At 48.5% G+C, this 17121-nt stretch carries 16 protein-coding genes, 1 pseudogene and 1 riboswitch; of the genes and pseudogenes, 2 read left to right on the forward strand and 15 right to left on the reverse strand.

Annotation, left to right across the window (positions count from 1 at the left end; genetic code table 11):
• The gene (locus tag A0126_RS09440; protein WP_369834716.1) at positions 1-1674 is read right to left on the reverse strand and encodes a DAK2 domain-containing protein; all 1674 of its coding nucleotides are present in this window, start codon (positions 1672-1674) and stop codon (positions 1-3) included.
• Positions 1675-1699: 25 nt separating this feature from the next.
• Entirely contained in the window at positions 1700-2062 is a 363-nt protein-coding gene (locus A0126_RS09445) for an Asp23/Gls24 family envelope stress response protein (RefSeq protein ID WP_029330866.1), read from the reverse strand.
• 284 nt (positions 2063-2346) lie between these two features.
• Between A0126_RS09445 and rpmB the strand changes: the two genes are divergently transcribed.
• On the forward strand, positions 2347-2535 hold the full coding sequence (rpmB, locus tag A0126_RS09450; protein ID WP_023468758.1) for a 50S ribosomal protein L28: 189 nt from the start codon (positions 2347-2349) through the stop codon (positions 2533-2535).
• Between the two features lie 139 nt (positions 2536-2674).
• Positions 2675-4087 (forward strand): amino acid permease, encoded by a 1413-nt coding sequence (locus A0126_RS09455; protein ID WP_088837395.1) that lies wholly within the window; start codon positions 2675-2677, stop codon positions 4085-4087.
• A 217-nt stretch (positions 4088-4304) separates the two neighbouring features.
• Here the strand turns inward: A0126_RS09455 and A0126_RS09460 are convergent, their stop codons facing one another.
• The 13 genes and pseudogenes from A0126_RS09460 to gmk all read right to left on the reverse strand — a co-directional run bounded on the left by A0126_RS09460 (position 4305) and on the right by gmk (position 17084).
• Complete coding sequence (locus A0126_RS09460; RefSeq protein WP_088837396.1) at positions 4305-4904, reverse strand: thiamine diphosphokinase; 600 nt, start codon at positions 4902-4904, stop codon at positions 4305-4307.
• 2 nt (positions 4905-4906) lie between these two features.
• On the reverse strand, positions 4907-5467 hold the full coding sequence (gene thiT / locus A0126_RS09465) for an energy-coupled thiamine transporter ThiT (RefSeq protein WP_088837397.1): 561 nt from the start codon (positions 5465-5467) through the stop codon (positions 4907-4909).
• A 64-nt stretch (positions 5468-5531) separates the two neighbouring features.
• Positions 5532-5638, reverse strand: a riboswitch (TPP riboswitch).
• A 20-nt stretch (positions 5639-5658) separates the two neighbouring features.
• On the reverse strand, positions 5659-6315 hold the full coding sequence (gene rpe / locus A0126_RS09470; RefSeq protein WP_029330870.1) for a ribulose-phosphate 3-epimerase: 657 nt from the start codon (positions 6313-6315) through the stop codon (positions 5659-5661).
• A 1-nt stretch (position 6316) separates the two neighbouring features.
• On the reverse strand, positions 6317-7222 hold the full coding sequence (gene rsgA / locus A0126_RS09475; RefSeq protein ID WP_088837398.1) for a ribosome small subunit-dependent GTPase A: 906 nt from the start codon (positions 7220-7222) through the stop codon (positions 6317-6319).
• A gap of 36 nt (positions 7223-7258) precedes the next feature.
• Positions 7259-9175 carry a Stk1 family PASTA domain-containing Ser/Thr kinase gene (pknB, locus tag A0126_RS09480; RefSeq protein WP_088837399.1) on the reverse strand — a complete coding sequence of 639 codons (1917 nt, stop codon included), beginning with the start codon at positions 9173-9175 and terminating at the stop codon, positions 7259-7261.
• A 2-nt stretch (positions 9176-9177) separates the two neighbouring features.
• Positions 9178-9912 (reverse strand): Stp1/IreP family PP2C-type Ser/Thr phosphatase, encoded by a 735-nt coding sequence (locus A0126_RS09485; RefSeq protein ID WP_088837400.1) that lies wholly within the window; start codon positions 9910-9912, stop codon positions 9178-9180.
• 61 nt (positions 9913-9973) lie between these two features.
• Positions 9974-11302 carry a 16S rRNA (cytosine(967)-C(5))-methyltransferase RsmB gene (rsmB, locus tag A0126_RS09490; RefSeq protein ID WP_088837401.1) on the reverse strand — a complete coding sequence of 443 codons (1329 nt, stop codon included), beginning with the start codon at positions 11300-11302 and terminating at the stop codon, positions 9974-9976.
• On the reverse strand, positions 11299-12219 hold the full coding sequence (gene fmt, locus A0126_RS09495) for a methionyl-tRNA formyltransferase (RefSeq protein WP_239456909.1): 921 nt from the start codon (positions 12217-12219) through the stop codon (positions 11299-11301). The genes rsmB and fmt overlap by 4 nt, the downstream gene beginning before the upstream one ends.
• 33 nt (positions 12220-12252) lie before the next feature.
• Positions 12253-12684 (reverse strand): annotated as a pseudogene (def, locus tag A0126_RS19515) (peptide deformylase); the annotation flags it as partial.
• Positions 12685-12693: 9 nt separating this feature from the next.
• Positions 12694-15018 (reverse strand): primosomal protein N', encoded by a 2325-nt coding sequence (priA, locus tag A0126_RS09500; protein ID WP_088837403.1) that lies wholly within the window; start codon positions 15016-15018, stop codon positions 12694-12696.
• A complete protein-coding gene (coaBC, locus tag A0126_RS09505; protein ID WP_088837404.1) occupies positions 15015-16205 on the reverse strand; it encodes a bifunctional phosphopantothenoylcysteine decarboxylase/phosphopantothenate--cysteine ligase CoaBC in 1191 nt (396 codons plus the stop codon). The genes priA and coaBC overlap by 4 nt, the downstream gene beginning before the upstream one ends.
• 56 nt (positions 16206-16261) lie before the next feature.
• On the reverse strand, positions 16262-16465 hold the full coding sequence (gene rpoZ / locus A0126_RS09510; RefSeq protein WP_029330878.1) for a DNA-directed RNA polymerase subunit omega: 204 nt from the start codon (positions 16463-16465) through the stop codon (positions 16262-16264).
• A gap of 1 nt (position 16466) precedes the next feature.
• The gene (gmk, locus tag A0126_RS09515) at positions 16467-17084 is read right to left on the reverse strand and encodes a guanylate kinase (RefSeq protein WP_200872407.1); all 618 of its coding nucleotides are present in this window, start codon (positions 17082-17084) and stop codon (positions 16467-16469) included.
• Positions 17085-17121: the final 37 nt, after the last annotated feature.

Raw genomic sequence — 17121 nt, forward strand, 5'->3', positions numbered from 1 at the left:
TTATTCAACACTAAGAATATATGAATAGAGCGGTTGCTTTCCGTCGTGAACTTCGACTTCAGCGTCCGGATTGACAGATTCGATGTAAGCGACTAACTCGTCGACTTCATCTTGGGCTACGCCTTCTCCAAATAAAATCGTTACGATTTCGTCATCTTCCGTGACGAGCGTATCGATGAGTTTCTTCGCTGCACCGAGACTCGAGTGATCCGTTGCGACGATTTGTTTTTCCGCAATCGCCATGTGATCATCTTTTTTAATCTCGACACCATCGATACTCGTATCACGGACAGCATATGTGATTTGTCCTGACTTGACAGCACCAATCGCATCCATCATGTGACGCTCGTTCTCATCGACTGTCGCTTCCGGGTTGTAGACGATTGTCGCAGCCAGTCCTTGTGGGACCGTTTTTGATTTCACGACCGTCACGCCGCATGATGCAACAGATGCTGCTTGTTCAGCCGCCATGATGATGTTCGAGTTGTTCGGATACACATAGACGTGCTCCGCATGCGCGTCTTCAATCGCTTTGACGATATCTTCCGTCGATGGATTCATCGTCTGTCCACCTTCGATGACGATGCTGACACCGAGTGATTTAAAGAGCTCACTGATCCCTTCGCCCATTGCGACCGTGACGAGTGCAGATTTCGCTTTCGCTTTCGTTGCAACTGGAGCTGTTACGTGATTGACGCCTTCTTCTTCTAGAATCGTTGAGTGTTGTTGGCGCATGTTTTCGATTTTAACCGCGACGAGCTCACCAAATTTTTGTCCTTTGTTGATGACATCACCTGGTGTCTCGACATGGACATGAACTTTGAGCAACTCTTCATCTGCGACGACGAGCAGTGAATCTCCGAACTCAGATAATTCGTTACGGAATGCTTCTTCACTGAACGGTGCATTCGCTAACTTATCATCTTGGAAACGAACCATGATTTCTGTACAGTAACCGTAATGGATTTCCTCTGTCGACATGAAGCTTTGAGCCGATTTATGATGCTCTGCTTCGACGAGTGCTTCCATGACAGGAGCATGCGGTTTTTCAAGTTCTTTTCCTTCGAGTGTCGCAAGGAAGCCTTCATAAATACAAACAAGTCCCTGTCCACCAGAATCGACGACACCGACTTCTTTTAAGACCGGTAAAAGATCGGGTGTTCCTTCGAGTGAAACTTTTGATGCTTCGACAATCCCGCGCATCAATTCAAGTAAGTCCGTCGTTGTTTCCGATTGTGCGATCGCAGCGACTGCTGTTTCACGAGCAACTGTTAAAATCGTCCCTTCGACTGGCTTCATGACGGCCTTGTATGCTGTATCAACACCTTTTTGCAAGGCATCTGCGAATTCCTTCGTATCGATTGTTTGTTTTCCTTCAATCGATTTCGAGAAACCACGGAATAATTGACTTAAGATAACACCAGAGTTCCCACGTGCCCCCATTAAAAGACCTCGTGCGAATATTGATGCGACGTCTGCGACAGAATCAGATGTTGCGTTTGTTGCTTCTTTCGATCCAGATGTCATCGTCAAGTTCATGTTCGTTCCTGTATCGCCATCCGGCACAGGGAACACGTTCAGTGAATCGACGAAATCTGCATTTTGATAGAGATTTGCCGCGCCATTTTGAATCATCTTGACTAATTGGGCTCCTGTTAAACGATCTACACTCACTAAAGTTTCCTCCTCTATTTCCGTCTTAGACATTCGTCAAACGGACTCCTTGGACAAAAATATTTACAGATGTCACTTCTAACCCTAACGCTTGGTTCAACGTATATTTAACACGGCTTTGAACATTGTTCGCGACTTCAGAAATTTTCGTACCGTAACTCACAATGATATGCATATCGATGTGAACTTGTTCTGAAGATTGTCGAACGATGACGCCACGTGCAAAATTCTCACGTTTCAATAATTCAGCTAGCCCATCTTTGATTTGTGATTGTGATGCCATACCAACGACACCAAAACATTCCATTGCTGCTCCGCCCGCCAGTTGCGCGACGACATCATTATCTACATCAATCTTTCCATAGGTCGTTTTCATCTCGATCGCCACCTGAGTAGCCCCCTTTAACTAATTGTGTTCTTCTCGTAATTCTACTATAAGGACCTACTATTGAAAAGTCGCCGTACTGACTATACAATGAATAAGTGAAAAATAGTAGCGGTCAAATGAACTTTTACCATCATCCTCATCCATTATTTTAAATTTTGAGGTTCTCTGTCAAGTTTTTTTCTTGTCAGCTACTTTTTTTATGTTGCAACCGTCCTGACACCATGCTAAGATAGCAAAGTGTCTATTAGGACGAACGCAAAACAACATAAAAGGAGGCGGAACGCATGGCACGTAAATGCTACGTTACTGGAAAATCGCCGAAGTCGGGAAACAACCGTTCACACGCATTGAACAAAACGAAACGCACTTGGGGAGTCAACGTACAAAAAGTACGTATCCTCGTTGACGGTAAACCTAAAAAGGTTTGGGTTTCAGCTCGAGCTCTTAAATCAGGTAAAGTCGAACGCGTATAAGGCGCAAAAACCGGACGGGAATCTTCCCTTCCGGTTTTTTTGTCGTCTTTTTTATTTTTCTCCTAAAGTAATTGTCGCAGCATTTGAAAACGCTTACAATAAGTTGGCAGTTACTTTATTGCTCAAGGGGGAATTCATCATGCAGTTAAAAAGAGCCATGACAAGCCGACATCTATTCATGATTTCGCTTGGTGGTATTATCGGGACGGGGTTATTTCTCGGTTCAGGGTTGACGATTTCGCAAGCAGGACCACTCGGGGCGGTCCTCAGTTACATCGTCGGCGGAACAATCATGTACTTAACGATGCTCTGTCTAGGAGAGATGGCTGTCCACATGCCTGTGTCCGGTTCATTCCAAACGTATACGACACGTTTTATCGGTCCAGGCATCGGTTTTGCCGTCGGTTGGATTTATTGGCTCGGCTGGGCCGTGACCGTCGCTCTTGAAATCACAGCTGCCGGTAGTCTGATGGATCGCTGGTTTCCACAGGTTCCCGTCGTCATCTGGTGCGCCTTATTTACCGTCATCTTATTCGGATTGAACGCGATCTCTGCGAAAGCATTCGGAGAAGCAGAATTTTGGTTTTCAAGTCTTAAAGTACTCGCCATCCTGTTCTTCATCGGACTCGGGGGAGCCGCATGGTTCGGATGGATTGATATGGCGGCTGAACGACCAGCTACGTTGTTCGCGAACTTCACGGCGAACGGCTGGTTTCCGAACGGGGCTCTCGGCGTCTTGACGACGATGATTGCCGTCAACTTCGCTTTCCAAGGAACAGAATTGATTGGTGTCGCTGCCGGGGAATCGAGTGATCCAGAAAAATCGATTCCGAAAGCGATTCGTAATACGGTTTGGCGGACGTTTATTTTCTTCGTCCTCTCGATTACAATTATCGGGGCTTTAATTCCGTATGAATTGGCGAGCGGCATCAGCAGTCCCTTCATCATGGTATTTGACGCAATCGGTATCCCATATGCTGCAGATTTGATGAACATCGTCGTTTTGACGGCACTCTTATCCGTCGGAAACTCTGGACTGTATGCTGCGACACGCATGCTCTGGTCGATGTCGCAAGAAGGCATGATTTCAAAGAAACTCGCCATCGTCAATCAGCGGGGTGTGCCGATGCGCGCCTTAACGTTCACGATGCTGTTCGCGATGTTATCCTTATTGACGGCATTCTTCGCAGAAGATACCGTCTTCATCTGGCTATTATCCATCGCCGGTCTCGGAGCACAAGTCGGTTGGATCTCGATTTCCGCTTCGCAAATCGCTTTCCGACGCCAATTCATCAAGGCAGGACACACGCTTGACGAACTGAAGTTCAAAACACCGTTCTTCCCAGTCTTACCCATCCTCTCATTCTCACTCAATCTGCTCGTCTTAATCAGTTTGGGTTTTCAAGCCGATCAACGCGTCGCCTTATATCTCGGCGTCCCTTTCTTCCTACTGACATGGGCAAGTTACCATCTTTTCGTCAAAGGAAAACATATCGCTGCAAAAAGCGAACAACAAGCAGCCAGTTCGACACTTCAAAACGAACAACGATGACTTGTTATCTGGCCCTGGATACACCGGGTGCCGGAATCCGTTGAACTTAAACAGTCGACTGACTAATAAATCAAAACGCCGATGCTTCCGTTTTACATACGGAGTCATCGGCGTTTGCCATACCTATCTTTTTGTTCATGACGTCATGACGTGTACTTGAAGAACGCATGTCCCGGTCGCATCAGCGAGATATGATGGAATCGCGTCTATCGCGTTTTTATTTTTCATGCGTGCGCAGGACGAGGACTTCCCCTTCGACGACCGTCACTTGCGCAACACCAACCCACTCATTGCTGACCGTCAGCGAACCACCGACCGGAACAGGATGCTCCGTCAAGGGGTATTTGACGCCGCGTAACGTCAAGTTCGACGGGACAAGGGGAATGAATGACAGGTAATGATACCCTTCAGACGCGAGTTCGTACTGACCGGTTTTCCAGTACCGGACATCCTCACGTTTCGTCACGAGTCGTGCCATCGGAAATTGTTTTAACAAATAGACGTTCTGTAGCGTCATGTCGAGCCGACCACCCGTCGCACCAAAGATGAGTAGTTCAGCACCTGCAGCCTGTTCGGTAGCGTAACGTAACGCTAGTTCTAAGTCCGTTTCATCTTTTTCTGCCGGATGAAGCAATCCACCATCCGGAACGTATCCGAGCGAATCAAAGTCACCGATTGCCACATCAAAATCAAGTCCTTGCTCCACTAATGTCGCAATCCCGCCGTCAACACCGATAATCATCGTCTTGTCTTTCACGAATGGTGCGAGCGTCGGGACGTCTTCTACCGGTCCTGCCGCAACGATTAAAACTCTCATCTTTAAATACCGCGAGCGGAGTAACGTAAAAGACGTGGTGCTGTCGTAAGCAAAATACCTGCAACGACCCCACATAAAACGTACGACGGAGCCATATACGTCGCGTTATAAATGAACGAGTAAGGAACGACCGGTCCTTTGGCATACTCTGCAAAAAAGACGATTCCACTGATGACATGACAGATGTAACGTAGACCGGCACCTAACAAGGTCGCAAACAAAACAATCGTCATGAGACGCTTTTTTTGACCTTCTGTTGCTGCTTTTTTGACTTGGCCTGCAAACACTCCACTCAAACCGACGACACCATATGCAAGCGTATAGTCAAGCAGCGGTTGGACGACCGTCAAGACTTGCGGAGCGAACATCAATTGAATCGTTCCGACGAGCGCACCCGTGATGACACCACCAACGACGCCGTGACGAAAGGCCATGACGAAAATCGGTAACATCGCTAAGCTGATGGATCCGCCTTGTGGCATTTTGAACGGAATCAATAAATCAAATACAACACCGAGACTCGCGAAAATCGCAATCTCCATTAACATTCGTAATCGTTTCATACTGTGTTCCTCCTAAAAATAAAATAATGATGACAACAAAAAGGCAGTACGACGGACGCCGTACTGCCTGCGTGCGCCACATCCCTACGTCCGTCTGAACGGAACAGGTTCGAAGGGTTAAAGTCTACTCACTTCTCTCAGCCGCTTGACGCGACACCCCTTGCGGTCAAAATTTAATTGTCTTGGCTCTATTATACGTGAGCCGCGTTTCGAATACTAGTGATGGCTTCTGCATAGTCTGGTGCATTGTAGATTGCAGAACCTGCGACAAGGACGTTTGCCCCATTGTCGATACACAGTTTTGCCGTTTCCGCGTTGACACCACCATCGATTTCAATTTCGAACGTCAAACCGCGCTCTGCTTTGATCATCGCTAATTGCTTCAGCTTCGTCATGACGCTCGGCAAGAAAGCTTGTCCGCCAAATCCTGGATTGACCGTCATCAACAAGACCATGTCGACTTCTTCTAGGACATGTTCAATCGTCGACAGTGACGTGTGTGGATTCAGCACGACGCCGGCCTTTGCTCCAGCCCCTTTAATTTGTTGCAAGACACGATGGACATGATTCGTCGCTTCAACATGGAAGGTGACAATATCCGCTCCTGCCGCTACAAACGCTTCGACGAAGTTTTCTGGTCGATCGATCATTAAATGAACGTCAAGGACCATGTCCGTCTTTTGACGAAGACTACTGAGGACGGGTAGACCAAATGAAATGTTCGGGACGAACTGGCCGTCCATGACGTCGAAATGGATGTAATCTGCTCCTGCCGCCTCGACAGCTTTAACGTCTCGTTCTAGGTTGGCGAAATCTGCTGATAAAATAGATGGTGCGATTTTAATCATTTCAATACCTCCGCGCTCGATTCTTGATTTCCTCTACAAACATACCATAATTCGTATAGCGTGAGGACATGATTTCTTCTCCCTCAACTGATTTTTTGACAGCACAGCCTGGTTCGTTTAAATGCAGGCAACCACGGTATTTGCACGTATCTTGCCGTGCGACGAATTCTGGAAAACACCAACGTAATTCTTCGATTTCCATCTCGTGTGGAAAATCGAGGTTCGAAAACCCTGGCGTATCAGCAATCAAGCCCTCTGCAAGCGGAATTAACGTCACATGACGCGTCGTATGTCGTCCGCGTCCGAGCGATTTCGAGATGTGGCTCGTCTCGAGATCGAGCGTCGCATCGAGCGCATTCAACAATGAACTTTTTCCGACTCCCGACTGTCCCGCGAGCACACTTGTTTTTTCCTTGAGTAGCGGGCGGACTTCCTCTACCCCTTCTAGCGTCTCACTCGACGTCTCAATCACCTGATAACCGATTTGTCGGTAACCGGCAATCGCCGTCCGGACTTCTGCTTCCGCTGTTCCTTGCAACAAATCCATCTTCGTCAAGATAATGATAGGTTGAATCTCTTTTGCTTCGATTAAGACTAAAAATCGATCGAGCAAATGGGCTGAAAAGTCCGGTTCTGCTGCTGAGACGACAAGCAACGCTTGATCGATGTTTGCGACCGGTGGACGAACCAGGAAATTTTGCCGTTCCTTCACTTCTAAAATGTATCCAGTTTCGCTTTCGATATGCAATACGACCTCATCTCCTACAACAGGACTGATACCACGTTTTCGGAAGTTTCCCCGAGCGCGCGATCGCACCTCGCCCTGCGTCGTCATGACATCATAAAACCCACCTTGTAGACGAATGATCGTCCCGTCCCGATTTTCTTCGATACGATTTTCTGCCATCCCATGCCCTCCTTCAATTTGCGGTTCGTAGCACACTCATTGTTCTGCTTTCGCTTGTTTATAGGTAATCGTTTTCGAGCGATACACTACATCATCTTTATAAATTGTGATTTTTCCTTCTTCGCCCGGATCAATCGTCACCGGAACATCAAATGTTTCATCACTGTCAATCGACTCTTCAATCACCGTACGTTTCCCTTTAGCATCATCCGTCTCGATTCGAATGACTTGCCGCGGCGGATCTTCATCCCCTTCACCTACAGCATCGTAGGCTACTTTTTCCGGGAAGGTCGCCGTCACGGTTTGTTCTTCCTCCCCTTTTGAAATAAAGACCGTCACGGAATCGTTCGGCTCGACTTTGACACCCGCTTGCGGAAATTGACGAATGACTTGGTCCAGTTCGACTTCACTCGAAAATTCTTGTTCGAATGTACCGTCGAGACCTGTCGCGTCCAAGTACGCTTTTGCTTCAGCACTCGACATGTTCGTCAAATCCTTCAATTCAAACGCTGACGAACCTTCGGATACCGTGATTGTAATCGTCTGTTCCTTTGCAATCACTTCTGTTCCGGCTGAAATCGATTGCCGGATGACATTGCCTTGTTTGATGTCTTCCGACTCTTCTTTTTCGACATCTACTTTTGAGAACCCAGCATCCTTCAAGATCGAGGTCGCTTTTTTCTCTGTTTCGTCCGTTACATCCGGCACTTCGACCGGATCACTGCCCGTCGAGACAACAAGATTGACCGTCGAACCTTTTTTGACGGTCACTTTTGCCCGCGGTGCTTGACTGATGACAAGTCCTTCATCAATCGTATCACTCGATCGCTTAGTCGATTCGACGATAAAACCGAGTTTCTCAAGTTGTTTTTCGGCCTCGTCCGCATCTTCTTTTGCGACATCCGGCACAACGACTGTCGGATCCGGCCACATCGCGAACGTTGTCGCGGCACCTCCGAGTAGGAGGAGGAATACGAGCACAATCCACCATCGCTTTTTTTTCTTTTGCTTCGGTACAACTGTCGCGACCGTAGCTTCTTCTTCCTTGACCGGAGTTCCGGACGGAGCCGAGACTGGACTTAACACCATCGTTTGCTCCATCGGATCTTCCCCGCGAACCCCTTCATCTGCTCGTTCAACAGATAATGCCGTCACCATATCTTCCCGAAATTCAGCAACGGATTGTTGCCGATCGTGCGGGGCCTTCGCTAGTGCCTGCATGATACAGTTTTCTAGCGCTTGCGGCACGGAAGGATTCAAGACGGATGGCCGCCGCGCTGTATCTTGCAAGTGTTTTAATGCCACGGCAACGGGTGAATCTCCTTCGAACGGGACGTGTCCTGTCACGAGTTCATAAAGGACAGCACCGAGCGAATAAATATCCGATTTTTCATCGGCAAATTTTCCTTTTGCCTGCTCAGGTGAGAAGTAATGCACTGAACCAAGAACGGACATCGTATGTGTCAATGTCGCGTTCGACATCGCGACGGCAATACCGAAGTCCGTCACCTTGACCGTACCATCCTCTCGGACGAGCATATTTTGTGGTTTTATATCTCTGTGGATGATGCGATGGGCATGGGCATGATCAATCGCGTCACAAATCTGACTGATGATTTCAACCGCTTTATTGATTGCGAGCGGTCGTCCTTCACAGTAGGTTTTCAACGTCATCCCATCGATGAACTCCATCACGATATAGTAAATCGAATCCTCTTCACCGACATCATAGACGGCAACGATATTCGGATGGTTCAAACTTGTCGCAGCATGAGCTTCGCGCTCAAAGCGCCGGATGAATTGTTCATCATGCGAAAATTCAGTCCGTAAAATTTTGATTGCGACATTCCGTTTTAAGATTTCATCATAAGCTTGATAGACATTCGCCATCCCGCCATTTCCAACTAGCCGTTCTATGCGGTAGCGGTCATTTAATCGATCTCCGTATCGCATATTCAGCCCCTCTTTCTTTCTTTGAAACGGATGGCAGCAACGGTGATGTTGTCTGCTCCACCCCGCTCATTCGCCTCAAAAACTAATCGTTCAACGATTTGCTCGAGTGGCGCATCTTCTTGTAGCAGCTGTTGTATTACTTCATAAGGGACTTCATCCGTTAATCCGTCACTACAGACGAGGACAATTTCATAATCTGGTGCATCCCGGACTTGGACGTCGACGTCGACGAGTTCGTTCGAGCCAATCGAGCGCGTGATGACGTTTCGACGTGGATGATTTTCGACTTCTTCTTCCGACAGTTCACCTAATTGCTTAAGCATATTGACATAAGAATGATCATCTGTCAGTTGCTTCAGTTGACCTTCTTCAATCGCATAGACTCGACTATCCCCGACATGACCGATAACGAGGAGTTCGTCCGACCAACAGACGCACGCCATCGTCGTTCCGACGACGGCCAAGTTTTCTGTCTTGGAGTACTGTAAGATTTTAGAATTGGCTTCCTGCACTTGCTGTTCAATCCAAGAAGATAATTCAGCTGGTCGGCTTGGCATGTCCGCATAGGCATCAGCAAATACTTGATGCACAATCGCGCTTGCCTTCTCACCTGCCGCGTGACCACCCATTCCGTCAGCGACGACGGCAAGCCCTTGTTTTTCATCACCAACGAGTAACACCGTATCCTCGTTTTGCAATCGAACTTTTCCAGTCGTCGTCAGATAAGCTAACTCCATGACCGTCCTCCTCTTCTATCTCACCTACTGTTGATGCATTTAAGAAAATTCAGCGTGCGTGTCATCCTTGCTTTTTAAAGGCTGCGATGTAAAATCCGTCGGTCCCAAGCGTCGTCGGAAGCAACTTGAGCTCTGCCCGTTCTGAAATCAACGCCTGCACGTTTTCTGGCATTCGCCCTTTGAACGACTCATCAAAAACAAACCCTTGGCTTAAGATAAATTCCGTTTGTTGTTCATTTTCGACTGGATCAATCGTACACGTCGAATAGACGAATGTCCCTCCGCGCTTGACGAGCGGAAGAACTGCCTCGATGATTTGTCGCTGAATGACAGGTAACTGTGTTAAATTTTCTGGTTGCTTTGTCCATTTAATGTCGGGTTTCCGGCGGATGACACCGAGTCCAGAGCACGGTGCATCAACGAGAATCCGGTCAAACGATTCTGCATCGAACCGGTCGCCGACTTTTCGTGCGTCGAGGGCTTCTGCTTCTACCGTATCGAGTTCAAGCCGTTCTGCCTGTTTTTTTAGTAATTTAATTTTATGTGTGTGTAAATCAAGTGCCGTCAACGAACCTGTCGTCAATCCTTCCGCAATATGCATCGCTTTCCCACCCGGTGCTGCACAACTGTCGAGTACATGGTCAGACGGTTCTGCTCCGACGGCCCGCGCAACGAGCATCGAACTCTCATCTTGAAGCGAGAGATACCCACGGTCGAGCAAATCCGTTTGTTGGACACTGCCACTGATGATTTCAAGTCCGTCCGGGGCGACGGCGGCTGGTTTAGCAAAGACACCTTGGGCTTCGAGTAATTCGACGGCTTCTTCGACGGTCGCTTTATTCCGATTGACGCGGACCGTGACGGGTGCCGCTTCGTTGTTGATTTGACAAATCTTCAACGTCTCGTCTTCCCCGAACAATTCAATCCAGCGCTCGACAAGCCACTCCGGGTGACTCGTCTCAATGCTGATTCGTTTGCTCGTTGAAGGAATCGTCGAGAAGTCTGGTTTCCCTTGACGTAAAACGTTACGTAAGACACCGTTGACAACTTTTGCGATATGCGGTTTTCCACGCGTTTTCGCGATTTCGACCGCTTCGTTGATGACGGCGTGATCCGGAATCCGGTCTAGATAAAATAACTGATAGACACTCATCCGGAGCAAAGGTCGCATGAAGGGATCGAGTTTTTTTTGTGACGCGAGCAACGGATCGAGAATATAGTCGAGTGTCAACTCACGGCTGAGTGTCCCATAAACGAGTTCTGTATATAATCCGACATCGGCTTTTGAAATCGCCCGTTTTTCAAGCATTTGGTGGACGGAGATCGTCGAAAATGCACCACCTTGTCCAATTTTCAATAACGTCGTGACTGCAGCATCGCGTACATTCATGCGTCTTCGCCTACTTTCTGTCCGATTTCGAGCGTCTGACCAATCCCACGCATGAAGGTCGCACCATCCATCCGTTTCTTTCCGGCAGGTTGGAGATCGACGAGTTTCAAGGCGATATCCGAGCCCGTCGCAATGACCGGACCATCGCTGTCGAGCGCAATGATTTCTCCTGGTGTTCCGGTCCCTTCACACTTCTCAGCGAAGTAGACTTTAAGTCGATCTTTGCCAAGTAGCGTATAGGCACTCGGGAATGGGTTCATTCCTCTGATTTGGTTATAAAGTTCTTCCCCCGGACGAGAGAAATCAAGCCGTTCCCGTTCCCGACTGATATTCGGAGAAAATGTCACGTCTTCTTCTCGTTGCGCTTCTGGTGTTAGTCTGCCAGCAAATAACTGCGGGAGCGTTTCAATCAATAAACGTGCTCCAGCGTCACTCAATTTTTCGAACATCGTGCCGACCGTATCCCGTTCTTCAATCGGGACGATGATTTTTGATAACATGTCTCCCGCGTCCAAGCGATCGACCATATACATGATTGTCACGCCGGTCTCCGTCTCACCATCGATGATGGCTTGGTGAATCGGCGCCCCACCGCGGTACTTCGGTAACAAGGACGCGTGGACATTGATTGCGCCATATTTCGGAGCCTCAAGTACGGCAGACGGAACGATTTGTCCGTAAGCTGCCGTGATGATGATGTCCGGGTTCAGGTCGAGCAAGTCTTGGTAATCCTCGCGAATCTTCATCGGTTGCAAGACAGGAATCGCGTGGGCAAGTGCGACTTCTTTGACCGGTGTCGGTTTAATTTCGCGTTTTCGTCCGACCGGTTTATCCGGCTGCGAGACGACACCGACGACATTGTACCCAGCATCAATCACTTCACGGAGCGTACTCGCTGCAAATTCAGGCGTCCCCATGAAAACGACACGTGGTGCCGCATCCTGTTCAACGAGTTTATCCGTGAACAGCACGCCGTCGAGATGATCCATCTCATGCTGGATTGCACGCGCGAAAAAACCACTTGCTTTGATTTTAACGCTGCGTCCAAGGCGGTCTTGTGTTTTGACGACGATGTGGTCGAATCGTTCGACAGGACCGAAGACACCAGGCATACTCAAACACCCTTCGTCATCGATTTGCGATCCACTTGATTCGAGGATTTCCGGGTTGATCAACTCAATCGGACCTGTCTCGTCATCGGTATGGACAACGGCGACACGGATCGGCTGATTAACTTGTGGTGCTGCGAGTCCGACGCCGTCATACTCGTACATCGTGTCGAACATTCGATCGATCATCTTGCCTAACTTTTTATCAAACTTCGTGACGCGTTGACACGTCTGACGCAATACGTCATTTGGAACTTCTACTACTTTATACATACTGCCACCTCACATAAATACGAATGGATTTAAATCCACTGTTACTTGGATCTTTTGTTTGATGCGTAATGCGAGCATCGCGCGGAGTGCCTCCCGCACCTCTTCTTGACCTTTGTGTTTTATAATGACTTGCTGCCGATACATGTTTTTCAGTCGGGCGAGCGGTGCATCGAGTGGACCATTGACGACGAGGTCGTCTGACTCAAGATGTCGTAGTTGTGCCGCAATTGCTTCCGCTTCCGCCTGCGCTTCAAGCGGATGCGCCGCTGAAATCGTTATGAGTCCTAAAAACCAAAATGGGGGATGCCCACCTAGTTTACGTAATTGCATCTCACGTTTATAAAACGTTTCATAATCATGTTGCTTTGCGGATTGGATGACGTAATGCTCGGGATTGTACGTTTGGATGATGGATTGCCCAGCCAGTTCACCGCGACCGGCGCGTCCGGAGACTTGCGTAATCAACTGGAACGTCCGTTCACTCGCCCGAAAATCAGGAATTCCAAGTGTCGCATCTGCTGCGATGACACCGACGAGTGTGACATTCGGAAAATCTAGCCCTTTCGCAATCATCTGCGTCCCGAGTAAAATGTTTCCCTCGCGTCGTTCAAACGCATTGAGTAACTTTTCGTGTGCGCCTTTACGCGACGTCGTATCTTGATCCATTCGAATGATTTTCGCTTCCGGAATCAAATGTGCCAGTTCTTCTTCAATCTTTTGCGTCCCCGTCCCGAACTGTCGAATTTTTTTCGACGAACAGGATGGACATTCTTTTGGCATCGCTGCCTCGAAACCACAGTAATGGCATTTGAGACGATCGGCTTGTTGATGATACGTCAAGTTGACAGCACAGTGCGGACACTGCAACGTCTCTCCACAATCACGACACAGGACAAACGTCGTATAACCACGTCGATTGAGTAGCAGGACTGTTTGTTCGCCCCGCTCAATCCGTTGTTTGATTCCTTCGATCAGCGGCAAGCTAAACGGTGTCCGGTTCCCGCGCTCGAGTTCTTTACGCATGTCGATGATATCGACCGGAGGCAACTCGCCACCGAATCGTTCCTTGAGCGGTAAATACTGATAGACCCCTTTTTGCGACCGGGCGTATGTCTCAAGAATCGGTGTCGCACTTCCGAGGACGACCGGACAATGATGGAACGCAGCCCGCCACGTGGCGACATCTCGCGTATGGTACCTTGGATTTTCTTCTTGCTTATACGTTGTTTCATGTTCTTCATCTAAGATGATGATGCCGACATTCGTCAGTGGTGCAAACACGGCAGAGCGTGCCCCGACGACGACATCGACTTCCCCTTGCGCAATCTTGCGCCATTCATCGTACTTCTCACCGAGCGACAACCCGCTATGCAAGACGGCGACCCGTTCCCCGAACCGACGCTTGAATCGTTTGACCATCATCGGTGTCAGACTAATTTCGGGCACAAGCAAAATCGCCTGTCGTCCCCGTTCAAGCATCGCGTGAATCGACTCGAGGTAAACTTCCGTTTTTCCACTGCCGGTCACACCATGCAGTAAAAAGGTCGCCGTTTCGTCCGGCGCCGTAATCGCGTCGACCGCCGCCTGTTGATCGTCTGTCAGCATCGCAGGCGTAAAGATATCCTGCGTCAAATGTTCGTAGGGATTGCGATGGATGTCCACCGTTTCGACACTGAGGACACCTTTACGTTCTAGCGTATGGACGATGCTTAATGTCAAATCGAGCTCATGCATGACGTGACTCCACATCGTCTCTTTCTGTTCGATTAAATAGTCCCGCAACAATACTTGTTTCGTTGCTTGACTCGACAACGGAATCGACGGATCGAGCAGGCGAATCCGTTTGTCCGTTTTCGTCGTCTTTTTTTCTTTGACGACCGGTTGGAGCTCAATCTCGCCTTGGCGTGCGGCGAGTAAGATTTCCTGTTGGACTTCACTCGGGAACTGACTGATTTTTTTGCGGTTCCAGTTCGAAAATCGAGCAGTTTCCGTCAAAATCAGTTTATCATAACTGACCTTTAACGCCGCGGGTAACATCGCGAGTAACGCCGTCGCTTGATAACAAAGTGTCGTCTCCGACAGATACGAGGAAAGTTCTAACAGTTCCTCCGTATAGGTCGGAACTTCATCAAGAACACGGACAATCGGTTTAATCCGTGTCAAATCGCTTTCTTCCTTTGTCGCGACGACGATGCCAAGTAACGCCCGTGGCCCAAAGGGTACTTCGACTCGCATGCCGGGAACGACAAGATTCTGCCACAATTCCGGTACTTCATAATCGAACGGTCGGTCGACGGTCGCTGCTGCTACATCGACGATGACTTCAGCAATCATCGTAAGACCTCAGCGAATTGTTCCAGTAAAACTTTCGCTAAATCCGTTTTCAGTTGTTGACCGTAGTGTCTAGCGGGACCATTTTTCCCGAAAACCGTCACTTGGTTTTCGTCACTTGAAAATCCGATGTCCGGACGGGAGACATCATTTGCGACAATAAAATCAGCATGCTTTCGCTCTAGTTTTTTCAGAGCGTGAACTTCGACTTGTTCCGTCTCAGCCGCGAACCCGACAAGCACTTGATGCGTCTTCTGCTCACCCAACGTCCGTAAAATGTCCGTCGTCTCTTCGAGTTCAATCCGTAACGGCCCATCGATTTTTTTCTGTTTTTTCGTATATTGAACCGTTGGACGATAATCGGCCACTGCTGCCGCCATGATGACTAAATCTTGTGCCGCATAACGCGTAAGCATCTCATGGAGCATCTCGTCTCCTGATTCAATCGCCACTGTCGTCATCCCGCTCGGCAATTCGCCTTTAATCGGTCCATGGACGAGTGTCACCGTAGCGCCAAAATCACGTGCTGCTTCTGCTAGCGCAACACCCATTTTTCCGGACGAATCATTTGTTAGATAACGGACCGGATCAATCCGTTCGATTGTCGGACCGGCACTGACTAATACATGACGCCCGGCAAGTGGTTTCGTCTCGAAGAGCCCTTTGATGGTCTCGACTAAATCCTCAGGCTCCGGAAGACGTCCTTTCCCGACCCATCCACAAGCAAGATTACCGACTCCTGGTGCAATCACCTGGACGCCGTCTGCCATCAATTGATCGAGATTTCGGACTGTCGCCGGATGTTCGAGCATATTGACGTTCATCGCCGGTGCGACGACGACAGGACACTTCGCAGCGAGAATCGTCGTCGTGATGAAATCGTCGGCGATGCCTGTCGCGAGTTTGGCAATCAAATTCGCTGTCGCTGGAGCGACGAGAATCAAATCCGCCTCGTCCGCTAAATCGATATGCGCGATTTTCGAAGCATCATGTTCGATGAAGACATCATCATAGACCGGCTTCCGTGTCAATGCCTCAAACGTCGTCTTCCCGACGAATTGTTGCGCATTTTTCGTCATTGCGACTTGGACGTTCGCCCCCGCCTGGACAAGTTTCGAGGCGAGTGCTGCCGCTTTATAGGAGGCAATTCCACCTCCGACGCAGAGTAAGATATTACGATTCGTTAGCATATTGAACTCCTCCTTATTGAAAAAAACAGCCACAATGAGGAGTGGCTGCTTCAAAATTAGTCTTGCGGTTGGTTCGTGACCAATACCTCTCCGAAGTAGAGCTCTTCAAGGGCTTTTCCGACTGGCTTATGTGATTTCGGATTCGCGACTTTCACACGTTTTCCGTCTTGAATTTGACGCGCTCGTTTAGCAGCGACCGTCACAATTGTGTATTTAGAAGGGACTTTCTTTTGTAGCTTATCTACTGATGGATATAACATGTTATTTAACCTCCATGGCTTTTTTATAAAGGGACGCAACGCGTTCCCGACTACAATGTTCCGCAGTGACGATTGCTTGAATCCGATCACACGCTTTGTGAATTTCATCATTCGTCACGACATAATCATAAGCATCCATCATTTCAATCTCTTCTTTTGCAACGAGGAGACGTTGTTTGATGACTTCTTCTGATTCAGTCCCTCGCCCGATGAGACGATTGCGTAATTCTTGAAGACTCGGAGGCGCCAAGAACAAGAAGACCGCTTCCGGGAAGTGCTCCTTCACTTGCATCGCACCTTGTACTTCGATTTCTAAGATGACATCTTTACCTTCATCTAAGATTTTGTTCACCCAGTCAACTGGTGTACCGTAATAATTCCCAACAAATTCTGCATGCTCAAGTAATTGATTGTTTTCAATCATATGCTCGAACTCATCACGTGTTTTGAAGAAATAATGAACACCATCAATTTCTCCTTCACGCGGTTTCCGTGTCGTACATGACACCGAATAATGCAAATTATTGTCCTCGTCTTCACGTAAGGCACGACAAACCGTCCCTTTACCAACACCACTTGGACCAGATAATACGAGTAATAAGCCACGCTCTTTGAAAATCACTTCAGAACCCCTCCATCTAACAAACTTCACATTG

The organism is Exiguobacterium sp. N4-1P (genome assembly GCF_002214325.1).

What these genes read in the sequence shown, in the direction of transcription:
- thiT (WP_088837397.1), bottom strand. Translation starts at nt 5,467, where the DNA reads ATGAAACGATTACGAATGTTAATGGAGATTGCGATTTTCGCGAGTCTC.
- coaBC (WP_088837404.1), bottom strand. Translation starts at nt 16,205, where the DNA reads ATGCTAACGAATCGTAATATCTTACTCTGCGTCGGAGGTGGAATTGCC.
- rsmB (WP_088837401.1), bottom strand. Translation starts at nt 11,302, where the DNA reads ATGAATGTACGCGATGCTGCAGTCACGACGTTATTGAAAATTGGACAA.
- A0126_RS09485 (WP_088837400.1), bottom strand. Translation starts at nt 9,912, where the DNA reads ATGGAGTTAGCTTATCTGACGACGACTGGAAAAGTTCGATTGCAAAAC.
- priA (WP_088837403.1), bottom strand. Translation starts at nt 15,018, where the DNA reads ATGATTGCTGAAGTCATCGTCGATGTAGCAGCAGCGACCGTCGACCGA.
- A0126_RS09460 (WP_088837396.1), bottom strand. Translation starts at nt 4,904, where the DNA reads ATGAGAGTTTTAATCGTTGCGGCAGGACCGGTAGAAGACGTCCCGACG.
- A0126_RS09455 (WP_088837395.1), top strand. Translation starts at nt 2,675, where the DNA reads ATGCAGTTAAAAAGAGCCATGACAAGCCGACATCTATTCATGATTTCG.
- pknB (WP_088837399.1), bottom strand. Translation starts at nt 9,175, where the DNA reads ATGCGATACGGAGATCGATTAAATGACCGCTACCGCATAGAACGGCTA.
- rsgA (WP_088837398.1), bottom strand. Translation starts at nt 7,222, where the DNA reads ATGGCAGAAAATCGTATCGAAGAAAATCGGGACGGGACGATCATTCGT.
- fmt (WP_239456909.1), bottom strand. Translation starts at nt 12,219, where the DNA reads ATGGGGACGCCTGAATTTGCAGCGAGTACGCTCCGTGAAGTGATTGAT.
- rpe (WP_029330870.1), bottom strand. Translation starts at nt 6,315, where the DNA reads ATGATTAAAATCGCACCATCTATTTTATCAGCAGATTTCGCCAACCTA.
- rpoZ (WP_029330878.1), bottom strand. Translation starts at nt 16,465, where the DNA reads ATGTTATATCCATCAGTAGATAAGCTACAAAAGAAAGTCCCTTCTAAA.
- rpmB (WP_023468758.1), top strand. Translation starts at nt 2,347, where the DNA reads ATGGCACGTAAATGCTACGTTACTGGAAAATCGCCGAAGTCGGGAAAC.